Origin of the sequence: Pedobacter namyangjuensis (genome assembly GCF_003313325.1) — a bacterium.
Classification (GTDB): Bacteria; Bacteroidota; Bacteroidia; order Sphingobacteriales; family Sphingobacteriaceae; genus Pedobacter; species Pedobacter namyangjuensis.
In genome coordinates, this window is sequence record NZ_QMHQ01000003.1 from 687,145 (window position 1) to 703,314 (window position 16,170).

The following is a 16,170-nucleotide window of genomic DNA, read 5'->3' on the forward strand; positions in this document are numbered from 1 at the left end:
AAGCTTTGAAAATCATTCAAATTTCTGCTTCTTATAAACCTGCCTATATTTACGGCGGACCAATTATGTCGGTAGCTAAGTTGTGTGAGGCGTTGGTTGAGACTCAGGAGCAAAGAGCAAAGAATAAGGAACAAAGAATAGAAATCCAGGAACAAGGAACAAAGAGCAAAGAATGGGATTTGAAAGTTGAGGTTTTTACAACAACTGCAAATGGAAAGAGCGAACTGACTATTGATAGCAAAACACCATTACTTGTTGATGGAGTAAGAGTAAGGTATTTTAAAAGACTGACCAAAGATCATACACATTTTTCGCCTGCTTTACTTTGGAATCTTAGAAAGGAAATTTTGTTAAATAAGGAGCAAAGAACAAAGAGCAAGGAACAAAGAGCGAAGATTGATAATATAACCTCTACGAACAACGAGCAAACAGCAACGAATAACGAATTAATCATTCACATCCATGCTTGGTGGAATTTAGTTTCTGTTCTAAGCTGTTTAGTTGCAAAATGGTATAAAATACCTGTTCTTTTATCTCCCAGAGGAATGCTTACCAATTACACTTTAGGAAATAGAAATAGTTTTTCAAAAAGTCTTATTCATTACTTAATTGGAAAACGATTATTACGATACTGCCATTTTCACGCTACTAGCGAAAAGGAAAAATTAGATATACTCTCAGTTATCAGTCCAAGAAACATAACCGTAATTCCGAATTTAGTTGAACTTGGAAAAGTCCAAAGTCCAAAGTCTGAAGACCGAAGTAGAGACGAAAAAACAACGAATAACGAACAACGAACAACGAACAACGAACCTATCAAATTAATCTTCCTCTCTCGAATAGAAGAAAAAAAAGGGTTAGAACTGCTATTTGAAGCCTTAGCAATGCTTAAATTTAATTGGTCGTTAACAATTGCTGGCATGGGTACGGAAACGTACGTAAATAGTTTAAAGCAGAATGCAGAAAGCTTAAAGCTTGATAAAAAAATTGATTGGGTTGGGCAAATAGATAAGAAAGATAAATTTAACCTGTTGGCTTCGCATCACTTGCTTTTGCTTACATCGCACAATGAAAACTTCGCAAATGTTGTAATTGAAAGTCTCAGTGTAGGAACAGCTGTTTTAGTTTCGAAAGAAGTTGGTTTATATGATTATGTTGAAGCGAAGAATTTAGGTTGGATAACTGATTTAAATATTGACACAATTATACAACAGTTGTTAGATGCTTTTGATAATTCAGTGAAGAGAAAGCAAATTAGATTAACGGCACCAGAAATTATAAGAAATGATTTTAAAGTCGAAAATTTAGTCGCTAGGTATTTAAATTTATACGATAAAATTAGTGGTGCCACCATATAGCTTTATCATTCTAACATTTAACGAGGAGATTCACCTTCCTCGTTTACTTGATTCAATAAGAGAGTTAGTTGCGCCTGTATATATTTTAGACTCTGGTAGTACCGATAATACTTTGAAAATAGCCGAGCAGTTTAAGGCGCAGGTTAAAGTTAATAAGTTCGAAAACCACCCAAAACAATGGGATTTTGCCTTAAAAAACTTCGACGTTAAAACGCCTTGGATTATTGGTCTAGACGCGGACCAGATTGTAACGCCAGAATTATTTAATTTATTAAAAAACTTTAAAGACGAGGATTACAAAAACATCAATGCCATTTATTTCAATAGAAAAAATTTTTTTCAAGGAACTTGGATAAAACACGGTGGATACTACCCTTTTTACATGTTAAAGATGTTCAGAACCGGGATTGGTTTTTCAGATCTGAACGAAAATATGGATCATCGCTTCGTAGCGCCGGGAAAAAGTTTGATTTGGAAAGATGGCTACTTACTAGAGGAAAACTTGAAAGAGAATGATACTGAATTTTGGATAGCCAAACATCGTAAATACAGCAAATTAATAGCCGAAGAAGAATATGAAAGGTTATATAGTAATCGAAGCCAGACTGTTGACCCTTTATTTTTCGGCACCCCCGATCAAAGAAGAGCGTGGTTTAAACGTTTATGGTGGAATTTGCCATTAGGCTTAAGACCTTATTTATATTTCAGTTATCGATTAATATTCAAACTCGGTATATTAGATGGTAAAACAGGTATTTTTTTCCATTATCTTCACGCATTATGGTTTAGAAAATTGGTAGACAAAGAATTGAAAACCCTTATCAACATTAGAAAATGAGCGAAATTGAATCTCAAGAAGCGAAAAAAAAGGCAAACAAAGTTGCCATATTTTTCGTGTTTAAACTTGTTGTCTTCTATCTGATTTTTAGTCAGGGGAATCTGTTTATGAACAGCGTTTTAAACGACACCGGTCGTTATTACAACCCATTTTTAACTGAACATTTCAACTATATACAATGGGTTCGCTCTGCGCTAATAATTCCAGCCACATGGATTATTAAGCTTTTCGGTTTTTATGCAATTCATAACGAAATGGATGTTATGGTGGTAGATGGTCCGTATTTACGTGTAAATTACAGTTGCATTGGTTTAGGCGTAATGTCTTTTCTAACTGCGTTTGTATTGGCTTTTCCGGCAAAAATAAAAGCTAAAGTTCAATTGTTTATCGTAGGTACAATTATGATTTACGTGCTTAATGTTCTACGTATTGCGGGCTTGGGTGTTTTACTCGGTCATTTTAAATCGCAAAGAAATAACTTCACGTATCACCATGAAATTTTTAACATCATCGTTTACATTTGCATATTCGCATTGCTTTATTTCTGGATAAAGAGAAATACTGAAACCGCTGTACCTAAACAAAACAAAGTTGACTAATCAAACTCAGCTAAAAAAGGCATTTAACAAGAAGGGCTTTAATACCGGTGCTTCCTCCATCAAGGTTGTTATCTGGTATTTTACCAGTATGTTCTTTTTTAGATCAGGGCTTATCCCGTTCAGCAATATTTTGGTGTGGATTTTACGCTTTTTCGGCGCCAAAATCGGAAAGGAAGTTAGAATAAAACCATATATCCACATCTACTATCCCTGGAAATTAATTGTTGGTGATTATAGTTGGTTGGCTGCCTGTTATATAGAAAACCTAGATTTTATTACTATTGGAGCTAACGTATGTGTTTCTCAGCAAGCAATGCTGTTAACCGGTAATCACAACTATAAGTCTCCTGATTTTGATTTGATAACCAAACCTATCCTATTAGAAGACGGCGTTTGGATTGGGGCGAAGGCAATAGTTTGTCCGGGAATTACCGCTCACTCGCACGCTGTACTAACGGTTGGATCTACCGCAACCAAAAACTTAGAACCTTATGGCATTTACCAAGGAAATCCGGCAGCAAAAGTTAAGGATAGGGTAATTGATTAGTTTATCAACTACTGATTAGTTGGTTGGTCTTTGGTTTATCCGTGTTAAGCAAGGGAAACTAATTAGAGAAAGCTTGTTGCTACGCTCACTCAATATGAAAAAATCGGAAGGCCTGTAGTTCTTAACTTCAGTTTCGTTCTTTCGTTTTCCGTTTTAACTGATAATCGGCAATAAAACCTCGTCGCTTATAACCTCACTAAGCTTCCTCATTTATTGCTTTCCAAAGCATATCCTTTAACTCTGTTACTCCTTGCTGTGCTACAGACGAGATAAAAATTGATGGAATATTAGGCAAATCAGTGCTCATTTCCGCTTTCAACTCTTCATCCAACATATCAGCTTTGGTAATGGCTAAAAGATGCGGTTTTTGCATCAACTCCGAGTTAAATTCTTTCAGCTCATTTAGCAAAATCTCGTACTCTTCTTTTATCGTTCTGCTGGTATCTGCTGGTACCATAAAAAGTAAAACGGAGTTTCTTTCAATATGACGAAGAAACCTAAATCCTAGTCCCTTTCCTTTCGAAGCCCCCTCAATAATTCCTGGAATATCGGCCATTACAAACGACTTCCCGTTTCGGTAACTAACGATACCTAAATTAGGAACCAAAGTTGTAAACGGATAATCGGCTATTTCTGGCTTTGCAGCCGATAATACAGAAAGCAAAGTTGACTTACCTGCATTTGGGAAACCTACCAAACCAACATCGGCCAAAACCTTAAGCTCTAATACTATCCATTCTTCCCGTCCGGCTTCGCCAGGTTGTGCAAACCTTGGCGTTTGTTGTATAGCGCTTTTAAAGTGAGAATTACCCAATCCGCCACGACCGCCAGAAGTTAAAATTTTTGTTTCGCCTTCTTCGGTTATTTCAAATAAAACTTCTCCAGTTTCTGCATCACGTGCAATGGTTCCCAATGGCACCTCTAGAATCTCATCTGCACCCGTTTTACCCGTTTTGTTGCTACTGCCACCGCTTAAACCATCGCCAGCAATAATATGCTTACGATATTTTAGATGGAGCAAAGTCCAAAATTGAGCATTACCTTTCAAAATAATATGACCACCTCTACCACCGTCGCCACCATCTGGGCCACCAGTAGAAGTTAATTTATCGCGATGCAAATGCGCAGAACCTGCCCCACCCTTGCCAGAACGGCAACATATCTTTACGTAATCTACAAAATTTGATCCTTGCGACATATTATTTGAATTGTTTAAAAATCAAAATGTCGGCATAGTAACTAACCGACATTTTAATCAATCTATTTTGATTATCTAATTTAAAAAGAAAATAGCAATAGCTTAGTAAGTATCTATCACTTCGCAAAGCTGATTGAAAATCACTTCAATTTCGCCAATGCCATTAATTTTCGTTAACTTTTTTTGCTCATCGTAATAAGGTAACACTAAAATAATCTTGTTAAAATACTCATCAATACGTTTCTGAGATTTTTCTGCTTGATCATCTAACCTACCCGTTTCTTTTTGACGTAATGCTACACGCTTAACCAACTCATCCTTATCTACATCTAAAGCAATCACACCAGCTATCTCACTTCCTTTGCTTGCTAAAAATTTATCTAGTTCTGCTGCCTGTGGAATAGTTCTAGGAAAACCATCAAAAACAAACCCTTTAGCATCAGGATTTTTATCAATTTCTTCCTCTAACATGTCAATTGTAATTTTGTCTGGAACCAATTCGCCGTCGGCAATTAACTGACTAACCTTTTTTCCTAAAGCAGTTTGATTTTTAATGTGTGCTCTAAAAAGATCGCCTGTAGAAATGTGAACCAACTGATATTTATCTATCAGTTTTTGAGATTGGGTGCCTTTGCCTGCACCTGGAGGGCCAAACAGAACTAAATTTAGCATTCGTTTTTCTTTATAAGTTTAACGGTTTTAGGTTTTATCCCAAAACATTTAGTTGATTATAGAAGATTTAAAGCTTCGTTTCATTATAGTGATGGGATGAGGCCTTAAAAGTTGCAAATATATAATTATTTGCCGTAAATGGCTAACTTTTACAAAAATAGAGACGCCAAAAAGCTATTAAAAACTCGTTTTACTTTATTAAAATTATTCGAATGATTTTTTCCTTCAAACCAACTTACATTACGTCATAGTGGCTATTTGCTAGCAATATATTTTTACCGCAGCAGCAAAATCTCTAGCTTAAGTAATTAAAATTCACCAAGCCTTAATGCTCTACCTTGCTTCATTGTTACATAAATTATTTAACATAAGTTTGATTTTAGGTCAATAAACGTTAATTTAACATTTATTATCCATAAACCTTTTAGCTTATCAGAATCTAGCTCTAAGTTTACTTAAAGCAGTATTCGGCTAAACATCATTAACCAAAATTTATTCGTTCTGAATGAAAAAAAAACTTTTACTCCTATCCTCACTAGTTTTCGCTAGTATTTACAACGTCTTCTCGCAGACAAAAAATGACTGGGAAAACCCAGAAGTGTTCGCGATAAACAAAGAACAAACCAGAAGCACTTCATTGCCTTACGCATCAGAAGCGCAGGCCATTAAAAACGATTACAAAACTTCTCCTTACTATCAATCGCTAAATGGTAAATGGAACTTTCAATGGGTAGATAAAATTGCCGATGTGCCAAAAGATTTCGCTAACGAAAACTTTAATGCAAGCACATGGACCACAATGCCAGTTCCTGGAAACTGGGAGTTTAATGGCTTTGGTATACCGATGTATGTGAATAACGGTTTCGGTTTTCCGGTAAAGCCTCCCTACATTAACAAAGAAGACTCACCTACCGGAGCTTATAGACAAGAATTTAACTTGCCAAAAAATTGGGACGGACGTAAGGTTTTCTTGCACTTTGAAGGCGGCACAAATTCGATGTACGTTTGGATAAACGGGCAGAAGGTTGGCTACACCGAAAATGCTAAAAGCCCGGCAGAATTTGAAATTACCAAATACTTAAAACCGGGCAAAAACCTACTTGCTTGCCAAGTGCACAAATTTAGTGATGGCACTTATCTCGAAGACCAGGACATGTGGCGCCTAGGCGGTATCAATAGAAATGTGTATCTATATAGTACAGCCCAAACTCGTATCCTTGATTTTTTTGCGCACCCAGATCTTGATGCAACTTACAAAGATGGCGTATTCAGTGCCGAAGTTACCATACAAAACGCTGGTGTAGCAAGTACTAAACAAACCTTAACTTTAAGCATTAGTAACGATGCAGGCAAAAACGTATTCTCACAAAGTAAAACCCTGCAAGTAGCTTCTGGAAAAATTGATTCGATTAGTTTTGCTGGAACCGTTAAAGCACCTTTAAAATGGACTGCAGAAACACCTAATCTTTATACTTTATTAATTACCTTAAAAGATGAAAACAATAAAGTAATTGAGGCTACTTCTCATCGTATTGGTTTCAGAAAGGTAGAAATTAAAGACGGTCAGGTTCTTGTAAATGGTAAGCGGGTGCTTTTTAAAGGTGTTAATCTTCACGAATTTAATACCGCAACCGGCCAGGTAGTAGACTCGACGGTAATGTTGCGTAACATCCAACTATTTAAAGAACTAAATATAAATGCGGTGCGTACTTCGCATTATCCGCAACAGCCACTGTGGTACAAGTTATGCGATCAGTATGGCATCTATTTAGTAGACGAAGCCAACCTAGAATCTCATGGTTTGGGTTATGGACCGGACAACGTTTCTAATTTCCCAGAATGGAAAAATGCCCACATGGATCGTATTACCAGGTTAATAGAACGCGATAAAAACCATGCATCGGTAATATTCTGGTCGTTAGGGAATGAAGCTAGTAATGGTAAAGCATTTTTTGACATGTACGATTGGGCAAAAGCAAGAGACAAAAGCAGACCAGTACAATACGAGCAGGCCTACCAAAGGGATAGAAATACTGATGTAATTTGCCACATGTATCCATCTTGGGAAAGCATGGAAAGAGATGCTAAAAAAGATTTAGGCAAACCTTACATTATGTGTGAGTATGCACATGCCATGGGTAACAGCATGGGAAATTTTCAAGATTATTGGGATTTAATGCGTACCAGTAAAAACATGCAGGGCGGATTTATTTGGGAATGGTACAATCATGGATACAAAACCCAAGATGAGCAAGGACGTGAATACTGGGCTTATGGAGGCGATCTGAAAGGTTACAATAAACTAAATGCTGGTAATTTTTGTATGGATGGTATTGTTACACCAGACCAGCAATATATGCCGCATACGCATATCGTAAAAAAGGTATATCAAAACATTCTTTTTGAAAACAAAGATCTTAAAAACGGCTTGGTAACAGTAATCAACGACTTCAAGTTTACCCCTATTACCAATAAAGATTATACTTTTAAATGGGTATTGCTAAAAAATGGAAAAGAAACAGCAACAGGCAATTTTGAAGTAAACATAGAAGCTGATTCGAAAAAAGAAGTAAAACTAAACTTGCCGAAATTAGACCTAACGGCGGGGAACGAATATTTCTTGCAGTTATTTGCTTATAGAAAAACGGCTACTCAGTTCTTAAAAGCTGGATTTGAAACCGCCAAAGGCGAATTTGCTTTTGAGTCTAACAACTATTTTGCTAAAACAGCAACTACTATGGCTGGTGGCAAAATCGAGAAGAAAGAAACTAAAGATAAGTACACTTTTACTGCGAACGGACTTACTTACGAATTTGGAAAAGATGGCAGAGCATTAACCGATGTTAAGGGTGGTACTAGATGGTTATTTGCAAAAATGCCAAAAATGAATTTCTGGAGAGCACCTACGGATAACGACTTTGGCGAAGCCGCTCAATATAATTTAAGAGCTTGGGAAAATGCTTCTATTAATCAAAATACCAAATTTAAAGAGATTGATGAAAAACCTGATGCCGTAACTTTAAACTACGAAGTTAAACCTGTTGGGATGGGCGCCATCGTAAACTTGGCCTACACAGTTAACGCCAACGGTAGCTTAACCGTAACAGCGCATTATAAAGCTTTGGCTGATGATTTACCAGAAATGATGCGTTTTGGCATGAACATGGAAATTGGAAAAGGTTACAATAACTTTAGCTGGTACGGTCGCGGACCATGGGAAAACTATGTAGACCGTAACCAAGATGCCTTTATGAATGTTTGGGATGGTAAAGTAGAAGATCAGGCATTTTTGCACTACCGGCCGCAAGAAGCGGGCAATAAAACCGACGTTCGATGGTTAACCCTTAAAGATAATAACGGAAATGGTATACAAATCACCGGTGCACAACCATTATCAGTAAGTGCAACAAATTACCGTACAGAAGATTGGGATCCAGGAACGACTAAAAAACAACAACATCCTTCGGATATTGAAGTGGCAGATCGTGTAATTTTAAACGTGGATTTATTTCAACGTGGCGTAGGTGGCTTAAACTCTTGGGGCGCTAAACCTTTAGAACAATATCGCTTTAAAGCAAAGGAATACAAATATTCGTACACTATTAGCGTATTAAAAGGCGAAGCAAAAGCTAATTCGAAATAATACTCCGATTAAATAAAACTCATAACAAGCCTAGGCAGTTTCACTGTTTAGGCTTTTTTGTTTTTGAAAAATTGAAATTTTCTATAAAATCTCGTCATTGCGAGCTTAGGAAGCAATCTATCTCTTTAAATCCTTTTGGAGATAGCACACTAAAATTTTTATTTTATATCTATCAAGATGTATATCAATAGATGAAGCATAGATCAAGCAGGGATCAAGTATAGATGATTACTGGAATAGTACTAAACTTGTAATTCGTTTTCTCAACCAATCATTACCTACCAGAACAGAAAATGGCATAAAACAAAAAAAGGCTTTGCAGATTGCAAAGCCTTTTGGTGCACTTGTAGGGATTCGAACCCCAAACCTTCTCATCCGTAGTGAGATGCTCTATCCAGTTGAGCTACAAATGCATTTCCGTTTCGTTAACGGACTGCAAAAGTAATGTTTCAATTTGATATTCAAAATTTTTTGTAAAATAAATTTAAAAAAATCAACCTACAACAACCTAAACAGCTTATTTCTTGCCTTTTAAAATCATGATAAAAACACCTACTTCATTATTTGTTACAGTGCAAAAGTAACTAAACCCGATTGCCGTGAAAATCCTTTTTATCCCTAACTGGTACAACCAGTGATTAGGGATAAAAAGATTGAAACAGAAAGCGGGGCTTTACTTAAATAGTAGTAATTGCCTCGCTTTTCTAAATAATTAATTAGGCAGAAACCACTTTTTTAATTGCATCGAAATCTGGCAAATCACCTGCATTTTCTAAAACTTCGGCGTAAGCTAAATTACCTTCTTCGTTAACTACAAAGGCAGCTCTTTTAGAAACACCTTTTAAGTTAAAAGCAAACTCCTCATAAATTGCACCATAAGCGTTAGACGCTTCTTTATTAAAATCAGATAACAATGGGAATTGGTAAGCTTGGTCTTCTTTAAATTTAGCTAAAGTAAATGGCGAATCTACAGAGATCCCAACAACGGCAGCGTTCATGCCTTCGTAATAGCCAAAACTATCTCTCATGGTGCAAAGTTGCGTGGTGCAAACGCCTGTAAAAGCCATCGGGAAAAAGTGTACTACCAATTTCTTTCCTTTATAGTCTGCTAAAGAAACTTCTTTAAGTTCCGAATTAAACAATTTAAAATCTGGCGCTTTATCGCCTACTTGTAAACTCATATTTATATAAATTAATGGGTTGATTTGATAATGGGTTGATTTTGAAGGCGAAATTAGCTAATCATCACATCAGCTAATTGTACTTTTCATCTGCCTATCCAGTATCCGTAATCCTTCTTCAAAACTACGCGGTTGGTAGTTTAATTCAGTCATTGCTTTGTCTAAAATAAATCCGGTTTTTTTAGGGCGCTTGGCTGCCTGATTTAAAGTTGCACCGCTAACTTCGGTAATTAAACTTTTATCCAAACGCCAAAAATCCGCTACGCGATAAACCAGTTCCGCTATACTCATCATATCCTTTCCAGAAGCATTGTACACTCCCTGTGCATTATGAGCTACCGCCAACAAAGATATGTCGGCCAAATCTTCGGCTAAAGTAGGCATACGCCATTGATCGTTTACTACTTTTAACGGTTCTCCTTTTTCTAAGGCACCTTTGGCCCAAAGTACTATATTGCTTCTACTCATATCGCTTACAATACCGTAAACAATAATGGTGCGCAATATGGCCCATTTTGCGCTAGAATTTTTAATTACCTCTTCGGCCATCAACTTTGTTTTTCCATAATAACTCAAAGGATTCGGTGCCGAAAGCTCATCGTAGGGTCCATCTTCCCCATCAAATACAAAATCTGTAGATAGATGCACTAATTGTATATTGTAGGTTTCGCAAAGCGATACCAGTGTTTGTACTGCAACTACATTTAATTGATAGGCTAATTCTTTTTGATTTTCGCAAGTATCAACGTTTGTCATGGCTGCAGTGTGGATGATAGCATCTGGTTTATATTTTTCAATAACCTCCCTTACCTGTTCGGCATTCAAAATATCCATCTCAGCGTAAACATATCTATCTTCCGTTGGAAAACGATTAATACCTTTAGAAGTTGCTACAAGATTTACACCACCCTCGTTGATAATTTTTTCCGTTATCTTTTGCCCCAAAAGCCCATTACTTCCTGTAACTAAAACTGTTTTCATAATACTATCATTAATTAAAAGCGATATATACAAAAATGCTCAATTTTGAGGTGTAAAAAAAGCTTTGCGCATTAAAAAGCCCAAGTCTAAAAGACTTGGGCTTTCATTTGTTTCCAGCCAGTTAGTTCAACGGTAGTATTTGATAAATACTTTTATCGCCTTTTAAAATTTCTGTAGTAGCTGTTGCAAATTCGGCATCGCCAGACGGATCACCTCCCCACTCTTTTCTTCCTGCATTAAAATCGTCGTAATAAGCTTGCCAAGTTTTAAAGTTCTGTTTGGCCAATGGCAAAACCTCTGCAACAAATTTTTCAGTTTCTTCGGCTGTTAGGTAACCTGCAGCATAGCCCATACAAGCGTTATTTACCAATCGGGCATAATCCCACGCTTTGTGTGTACTTTTTTTCACGTCGCCAGTTTTTAATTCGCCTAAAGTTTTAACCAAATCCTCTTTACCGTTTATTCCCCACATACTCTTTAAAGTACTTTGTGGTCCAGAAGTACCATCTTCGGGTTTAAACGGCAGTTCTAACAATTGTTTGTAGCTTTCCACAATTTCTTCCTTATCTGTAGCTGTAATCATTCCGTTTACTGCGTTTTGGCCACCGTAACCTTGAATAAAATAGATGCCTCCTAGCATAAAACTGCTCAGTTTGTCGTCTTTAAGGCTGTCGCCTGATGCAGAACTTCCGTTTTTTGCGTCGCCACCGCAAGAAGTTAAGCAAATGCCTAATGCAATTGCCAAAGAAAATAAAATTGATTTTTTCATAGATGTTTTTTGTTTAAAGGTTTTTAAAATATGATGCTATTTAACAGGCAAATATCAAACCAAACACCATAAAAAAACGGAAGATAGATCTGGCAAAAATAGGACTCCATCAGCCCTGCTAAAAAACTGCAGAAAAACTTTTATTTTATATGTAAATTTTACGCAGAAAACTCTTAGCTTTGCAGACCGAAATTAGAGCGTTTGAAAGCGACTTTAACATTTTGATTTTTATAATTTTATCAAAAACAATATATGCCTAACATTGGAAAAATAGCGCAAATTATAGGACCGGTAGTTGACGTAAGTTTTGCTAACGATGCCCATTTACCTAAAATCTTCTCTGCATTAGAGATTACTAAAGAGAACGGACAGATGATCGTTCTTGAAGTTCAACAACACCTTGGTGAAGACCGTGTGCGTGCTATCGCGATGGATTCTACCGATGGTTTGGTACGTGGTATGTCAGCAGTTGATACTGGCGCACCTATTAAAATGCCTGTTGGAGATCAAATTAAAGGACGTTTATTTAACGTTGTAGGTGAGGCAATTGATGGTATTAACACAGTTGATAAAACTGATGGTCGCCCAATTCACAACGCTCCTCCTAAATTTGAAGACTTATCTACCGAAACTGAAGTACTTTTTACAGGTATTAAAGTAATCGATTTATTAGAGCCTTATGCAAAAGGTGGTAAAATCGGTTTGTTCGGCGGTGCTGGTGTTGGTAAAACCGTATTAATTATGGAGTTGGTAAACAACATCGCTAAAGCTTATGCTGGTTTATCAGTATTCGCAGGTGTGGGTGAGCGTACTCGTGAGGGTAACGATTTACTTCGTGAGTTTATCGAGTCAGGCGTTATTAACTATGGCGATGAATTCTTACACTCAATGGAAAAAGGTGGATGGGATTTGAAAGCTGTTGATACTGAAAAATTAAAAGAATCAAAAGCAACATTGGTTTTCGGTCAAATGAACGAGCCTCCTGGTGCACGTGCTCGTGTAGCATTATCAGGATTAACAGTTGCAGAATACTTCCGTGATGGTGATGGTGAAGGCGCTGGAAAAGATATCCTTTTCTTCGTTGATAACATCTTCCGTTTTACTCAGGCAGGTTCTGAGGTATCGGCTTTATTAGGTCGTATGCCATCAGCAGTAGGTTACCAACCAACATTGGCAACTGAAATGGGTTTAATGCAGGAGCGTATTACTTCAACTAAACGTGGTTCAATTACATCTGTACAAGCAGTATACGTACCTGCGGATGATTTAACTGACCCTGCACCGGCTACAACTTTCGCCCACTTAGATGCAACTACAGTACTTTCTCGTAAAATTGCTGAGTTAGGTATTTATCCAGCGGTAGATCCATTAGATTCTACTTCACGTATCCTTTCTCCAGCTGTTTTAGGCGATGAGCATTACAACACCGCTCAACGTGTTAAAGAAACTTTACAACGTTATAAAGAATTACAAGATATCATCGCGATTTTAGGTATGGACGAATTATCTGAGGAAGATAAATTAACAGTATCTAGAGCTCGTCGTGTACAACGTTTCTTATCTCAACCTTTCCACGTAGCTGAGCAATTTACAGGCTTAAAAGGTGTATTGGTTGATATTAAAGATACCATCAAAGGATTTAACATGATCATGGATGGAGAAGTTGATGAATATCCAGAAGCTGCGTTTAACTTAGTTGGTAGCATTGAAGAAGCTATCGAAAAAGGTAAAAAATTATTAGCAGAATCTAACTAGTACGTTGTACGTAATAAGTTATACGTTTTAAGTTTGGGTGCAAACACTTAAAACTTAAAACGTAAAACGTAAAACTTTAAAAATGACTTTAGAAATATTAACTCCAGATAAAAAAGTTTTCGAAGGCGATGTAACTGCGGTTACCGTTCCAGGAACTTTAGGTTCTTTTCAGATTTTGAAAGACCACGCTCCTATTATTTCTACTTTAGAAGATGGACCGGTAATTGTAAAAGCAACAACTGGCGAAGAAATCTTTAATATTAAAGGCGGTGTGGTAGAAGTTCTGGACAATAAAATTATTGTATTGGCTGAAGCTGTTGTGGCTTAATCCAACATCAATTAACCAACTCTTTAAGCCTCGATTTTCATCGAGGCTTTTTTATTGCCTAAATTTTTCGTTTACCTTAACTAATTTAGAAACCTAAGACAACATCTTAAGTGAGATGGCAACAAAATTAATCTTAGGTTTCCTAAAATCCCTTTGATAGTTAAAAAACACGGTTAACTGAATGTTATTATTTGGCTTTTAGCTATTAAAGTTCAAAAAACACTTGATTTTAGCCTCAAAAATCGCTATTTTGGGCAAACAAGGCAGTTCCGAAAGCCTTGCCAAGTTTTTTTCGTTCACCTAACCAATTTCATGGAGTTATACTATTCGTTTTCTGTTTTAATTGTCCTCGCATCTTTTTTCTCTTATTTAAACCTTCGCTATTTAAAGCTACCTTCTACTATTGGCATCATGATTATTGCCATGATATCGTCAATAGTTCTGGTAATTACGGGTAACATATTTCCGACAATGTTTACCCAATTTTCTAAGCTTATTTTAGAAGTGGATTTTACCGAAGTGCTAATGGGCGCTATGCTTAACTTTCTCCTCTTTGCAGGCGCCATACATATAAATATGGTCGATCTCAAAGAGCAAAGGGCACCCGTTATCATTTTCTCCACCGTAAGTGTAATTATATCTACCTTCGCGGTAGCCGGTTTGCTATTTTATATTGCACCCCTACTCGGCATAACCATTCCATTTATATTCTGTTTGCTTTTTGGTGCACTAATCTCCCCTACCGACCCTATTGCAGTTTTAGGAGTATTAAAAGAAGCGAAAGTTAAAAAATCATTAGAAACTAAAGTTGCCGGCGAATCATTATTTAACGATGGTGTTGCGGTAGTAGTATTTGCAGTTATTTTGCAGTTAACACAAGGCAGCGACATGGAAATTTCTTTTGGGCACATTTCCTGGCTATTAATCAAAGAAGCAGTTGGCGGATTCGCCCTCGGTGCGGTGTTAGGCTTAGGTGCATCAAACGCTATGCGCAAAATAGACGACTATAAGGTTTCTGTACTAATTACACTCTCTGTTGTAATGGGAGGTTATTTAATTGCACATGCCGTACATATTTCTGGTCCGCTTACCATGGTTGCGGCCGGTATTGTAATTGGCAATTATGGCAAAAGAACCGCCATGTCCGAAACTACTAAAGATTATCTGAACAAATTCTGGGAATTGATAGACGAAATTTTAAATGCGGTGCTTTTCTTATTCATCGGTTTCGAATTGCTTATTATTCAGAACATCACGTCTTATTGGTTAATCGGTTCTATCTGTATCTTAATTGTACTATTCTCAAGATTCTTATCTATTTACATTCCCGTTAAAACCATTCCGTTTAAAAACAAATTTAGTAAAGGCACTATCAAAGTTTTGGTTTGGGGTGGTTTGCGTGGCGGTGTTTCTATTGCGCTAGTACTTTCAATGGACGAAGGCCCCTACAAACCAATTTTATTGGCAGTAACTTATTTCGTAGTCGTATTCTCTATTATCGTACAGGGCCTAACTGTTGGCAAAGTGGCAGCAAAAGCACTTTCTCAAGAAGAAGAATAGAAAGTTTAAAAGTAGGCGACGAAAAAAATTGCGCATTTTTCGAAAAGCAATAATAGTCTTTCATTTTAACGATAGCCCCGCTTTACGCTAAATCTTTTTGCGCTTTCTAAAACTTACGAAATCTCTACTAACCTATAACAGACATCGCAAGTTTTAGGCGCAAAAAGGATAACGCTTCAATCTGGTTTATTAATAGCTTTATATGCTACTATTTGCGGTTTATTTGCACCGCCTTAAATAAAAAAGCCTCCCGATTAAAACGCAAAGCTTTTTAAATGCCAGCCAGACCGCCTGCAAAATGCAGGGAAATTTAATTAAGGTATTATAAGGTTGGCGGGGACGCCAACATGTGAATAATCCAGCGTTGGCGTCCCCGCCAACGCTTAACTTAATGACATTAACCGCAGGCAGGCGAAAACAAATTTAAAAACTTGTAGTGGCAAGCAGGATTGCCATAAATTGATGCAGAAATTTACGCTTCAAAACATTAAAAATTTTCAGGTTTCCATAGCATTTTTCAAATTTTAGGCAGAATATCGCCAATTTACAATGCAAGCATAATATCTATACCGAATACCGTTTTCGCTTTCGGTCTACCTACTAACATTGTATGGCATGTAAAACAACTATTAAACAAATTAAAATTCTGAATAAATCAATTATTTAAGAATTAAATTTTTATTTAATTTATTTTCAATTTCTCTTGCTTGTTTATGAACCAAAAACTAAATTGGTTTTTAT

At 36.8% G+C, this 16,170-nt stretch carries 13 protein-coding genes and 1 tRNA gene; 8 read left to right on the plus strand and 6 right to left on the minus strand.

Annotated features, from left to right (window positions below; genetic code table 11):
* The first annotated feature begins 5 nt into the window (after window positions 1-5).
* Genes DUT69_RS14850 through DUT69_RS14865 form a run of 4 tightly spaced genes read left to right on the plus strand, consistent with a single transcriptional unit; the run spans window position 6 to window position 3,342 of the window.
* Window positions 6-1,358: an XrtY-associated glycosyltransferase XYAG1 gene (locus DUT69_RS14850; protein WP_113654024.1), complete on the plus strand. Its 1,353-nt coding sequence runs from the start codon at window positions 6-8 to the stop codon at window positions 1,356-1,358.
* Window positions 1,345-2,196 (plus strand): glycosyltransferase family 2 protein, encoded by an 852-nt coding sequence (locus DUT69_RS14855; protein ID WP_240186732.1) that lies wholly within the window; start codon window positions 1,345-1,347, stop codon window positions 2,194-2,196. The genes DUT69_RS14850 and DUT69_RS14855 overlap by 14 nt, the downstream gene beginning before the upstream one ends.
* Window positions 2,193-2,795, plus strand: a complete 603-nt coding sequence (xrtY, locus tag DUT69_RS14860; protein WP_113654026.1) for an exosortase Y — start codon at window positions 2,193-2,195, stop codon at window positions 2,793-2,795. The genes DUT69_RS14855 and xrtY overlap by 4 nt, the downstream gene beginning before the upstream one ends.
* Window positions 2,788-3,342, plus strand: coding sequence for a WcaF family extracellular polysaccharide biosynthesis acetyltransferase (locus tag DUT69_RS14865; RefSeq protein WP_113654027.1), 555 nt, complete (start codon window positions 2,788-2,790; stop codon window positions 3,340-3,342). Before xrtY ends, DUT69_RS14865 begins: the two co-directional genes overlap by 8 nt.
* A gap of 196 nt (window positions 3,343-3,538) precedes the next feature.
* Here the strand turns inward: DUT69_RS14865 and obgE are convergent, their stop codons facing one another.
* Together obgE and DUT69_RS14875 are read right to left on the minus strand one after the other, a co-directional pair.
* Window positions 3,539-4,540: a GTPase ObgE gene (gene obgE / locus DUT69_RS14870; RefSeq protein ID WP_113654028.1), complete on the minus strand. Its 1,002-nt coding sequence runs from the start codon at window positions 4,538-4,540 to the stop codon at window positions 3,539-3,541.
* Between the two features lie 102 nt (window positions 4,541-4,642).
* Window positions 4,643-5,212, minus strand: coding sequence for an adenylate kinase (locus tag DUT69_RS14875; RefSeq protein WP_113654029.1), 570 nt, complete (start codon window positions 5,210-5,212; stop codon window positions 4,643-4,645).
* Window positions 5,213-5,717: 505 nt separating this feature from the next.
* Here DUT69_RS14875 and DUT69_RS14880 point away from each other — a divergent pair.
* Window positions 5,718-8,855, plus strand: coding sequence for a glycoside hydrolase family 2 TIM barrel-domain containing protein (locus DUT69_RS14880; protein ID WP_113654030.1), 3,138 nt, complete (start codon window positions 5,718-5,720; stop codon window positions 8,853-8,855).
* A 336-nt stretch (window positions 8,856-9,191) separates the two neighbouring features.
* Here the strand turns inward: DUT69_RS14880 and DUT69_RS14885 are convergent.
* The 4 genes from DUT69_RS14885 to DUT69_RS14900 all read right to left on the minus strand — a co-directional run bounded on the left by DUT69_RS14885 (window position 9,192) and on the right by DUT69_RS14900 (window position 11,786).
* Window positions 9,192-9,268 (minus strand) — tRNA-Arg (locus DUT69_RS14885).
* A gap of 303 nt (window positions 9,269-9,571) precedes the next feature.
* Window positions 9,572-10,036 (minus strand): redoxin domain-containing protein, encoded by a 465-nt coding sequence (locus DUT69_RS14890; protein WP_113654031.1) that lies wholly within the window; start codon window positions 10,034-10,036, stop codon window positions 9,572-9,574.
* Window positions 10,037-10,105: 69 nt separating this feature from the next.
* Window positions 10,106-11,017: an SDR family oxidoreductase gene (locus DUT69_RS14895; protein WP_113654032.1), complete on the minus strand. Its 912-nt coding sequence runs from the start codon at window positions 11,015-11,017 to the stop codon at window positions 10,106-10,108.
* Window positions 11,018-11,138: 121 nt separating this feature from the next.
* On the minus strand, window positions 11,139-11,786 hold the full coding sequence (locus DUT69_RS14900; protein ID WP_113654033.1) for a DUF1266 domain-containing protein: 648 nt from the start codon (window positions 11,784-11,786) through the stop codon (window positions 11,139-11,141).
* Window positions 11,787-12,038: 252 nt separating this feature from the next.
* Between DUT69_RS14900 and atpD the strand changes: the two genes are divergently transcribed.
* The 3 genes from atpD (at window position 12,039) to DUT69_RS14915 (ending at window position 15,429) form a co-directional block, all read left to right on the plus strand.
* On the plus strand, window positions 12,039-13,541 hold the full coding sequence (gene atpD, locus DUT69_RS14905; protein WP_113654034.1) for a F0F1 ATP synthase subunit beta: 1,503 nt from the start codon (window positions 12,039-12,041) through the stop codon (window positions 13,539-13,541).
* An 82-nt stretch (window positions 13,542-13,623) separates the two neighbouring features.
* On the plus strand, window positions 13,624-13,869 hold the full coding sequence (atpC, locus tag DUT69_RS14910; protein WP_113654035.1) for an ATP synthase F1 subunit epsilon: 246 nt from the start codon (window positions 13,624-13,626) through the stop codon (window positions 13,867-13,869).
* Between the two features lie 312 nt (window positions 13,870-14,181).
* A complete protein-coding gene (locus tag DUT69_RS14915; protein WP_113654036.1) occupies window positions 14,182-15,429 on the plus strand; it encodes a cation:proton antiporter in 1,248 nt (415 codons plus the stop codon).
* Window positions 15,430-16,170 lie beyond the last annotated feature (741 nt).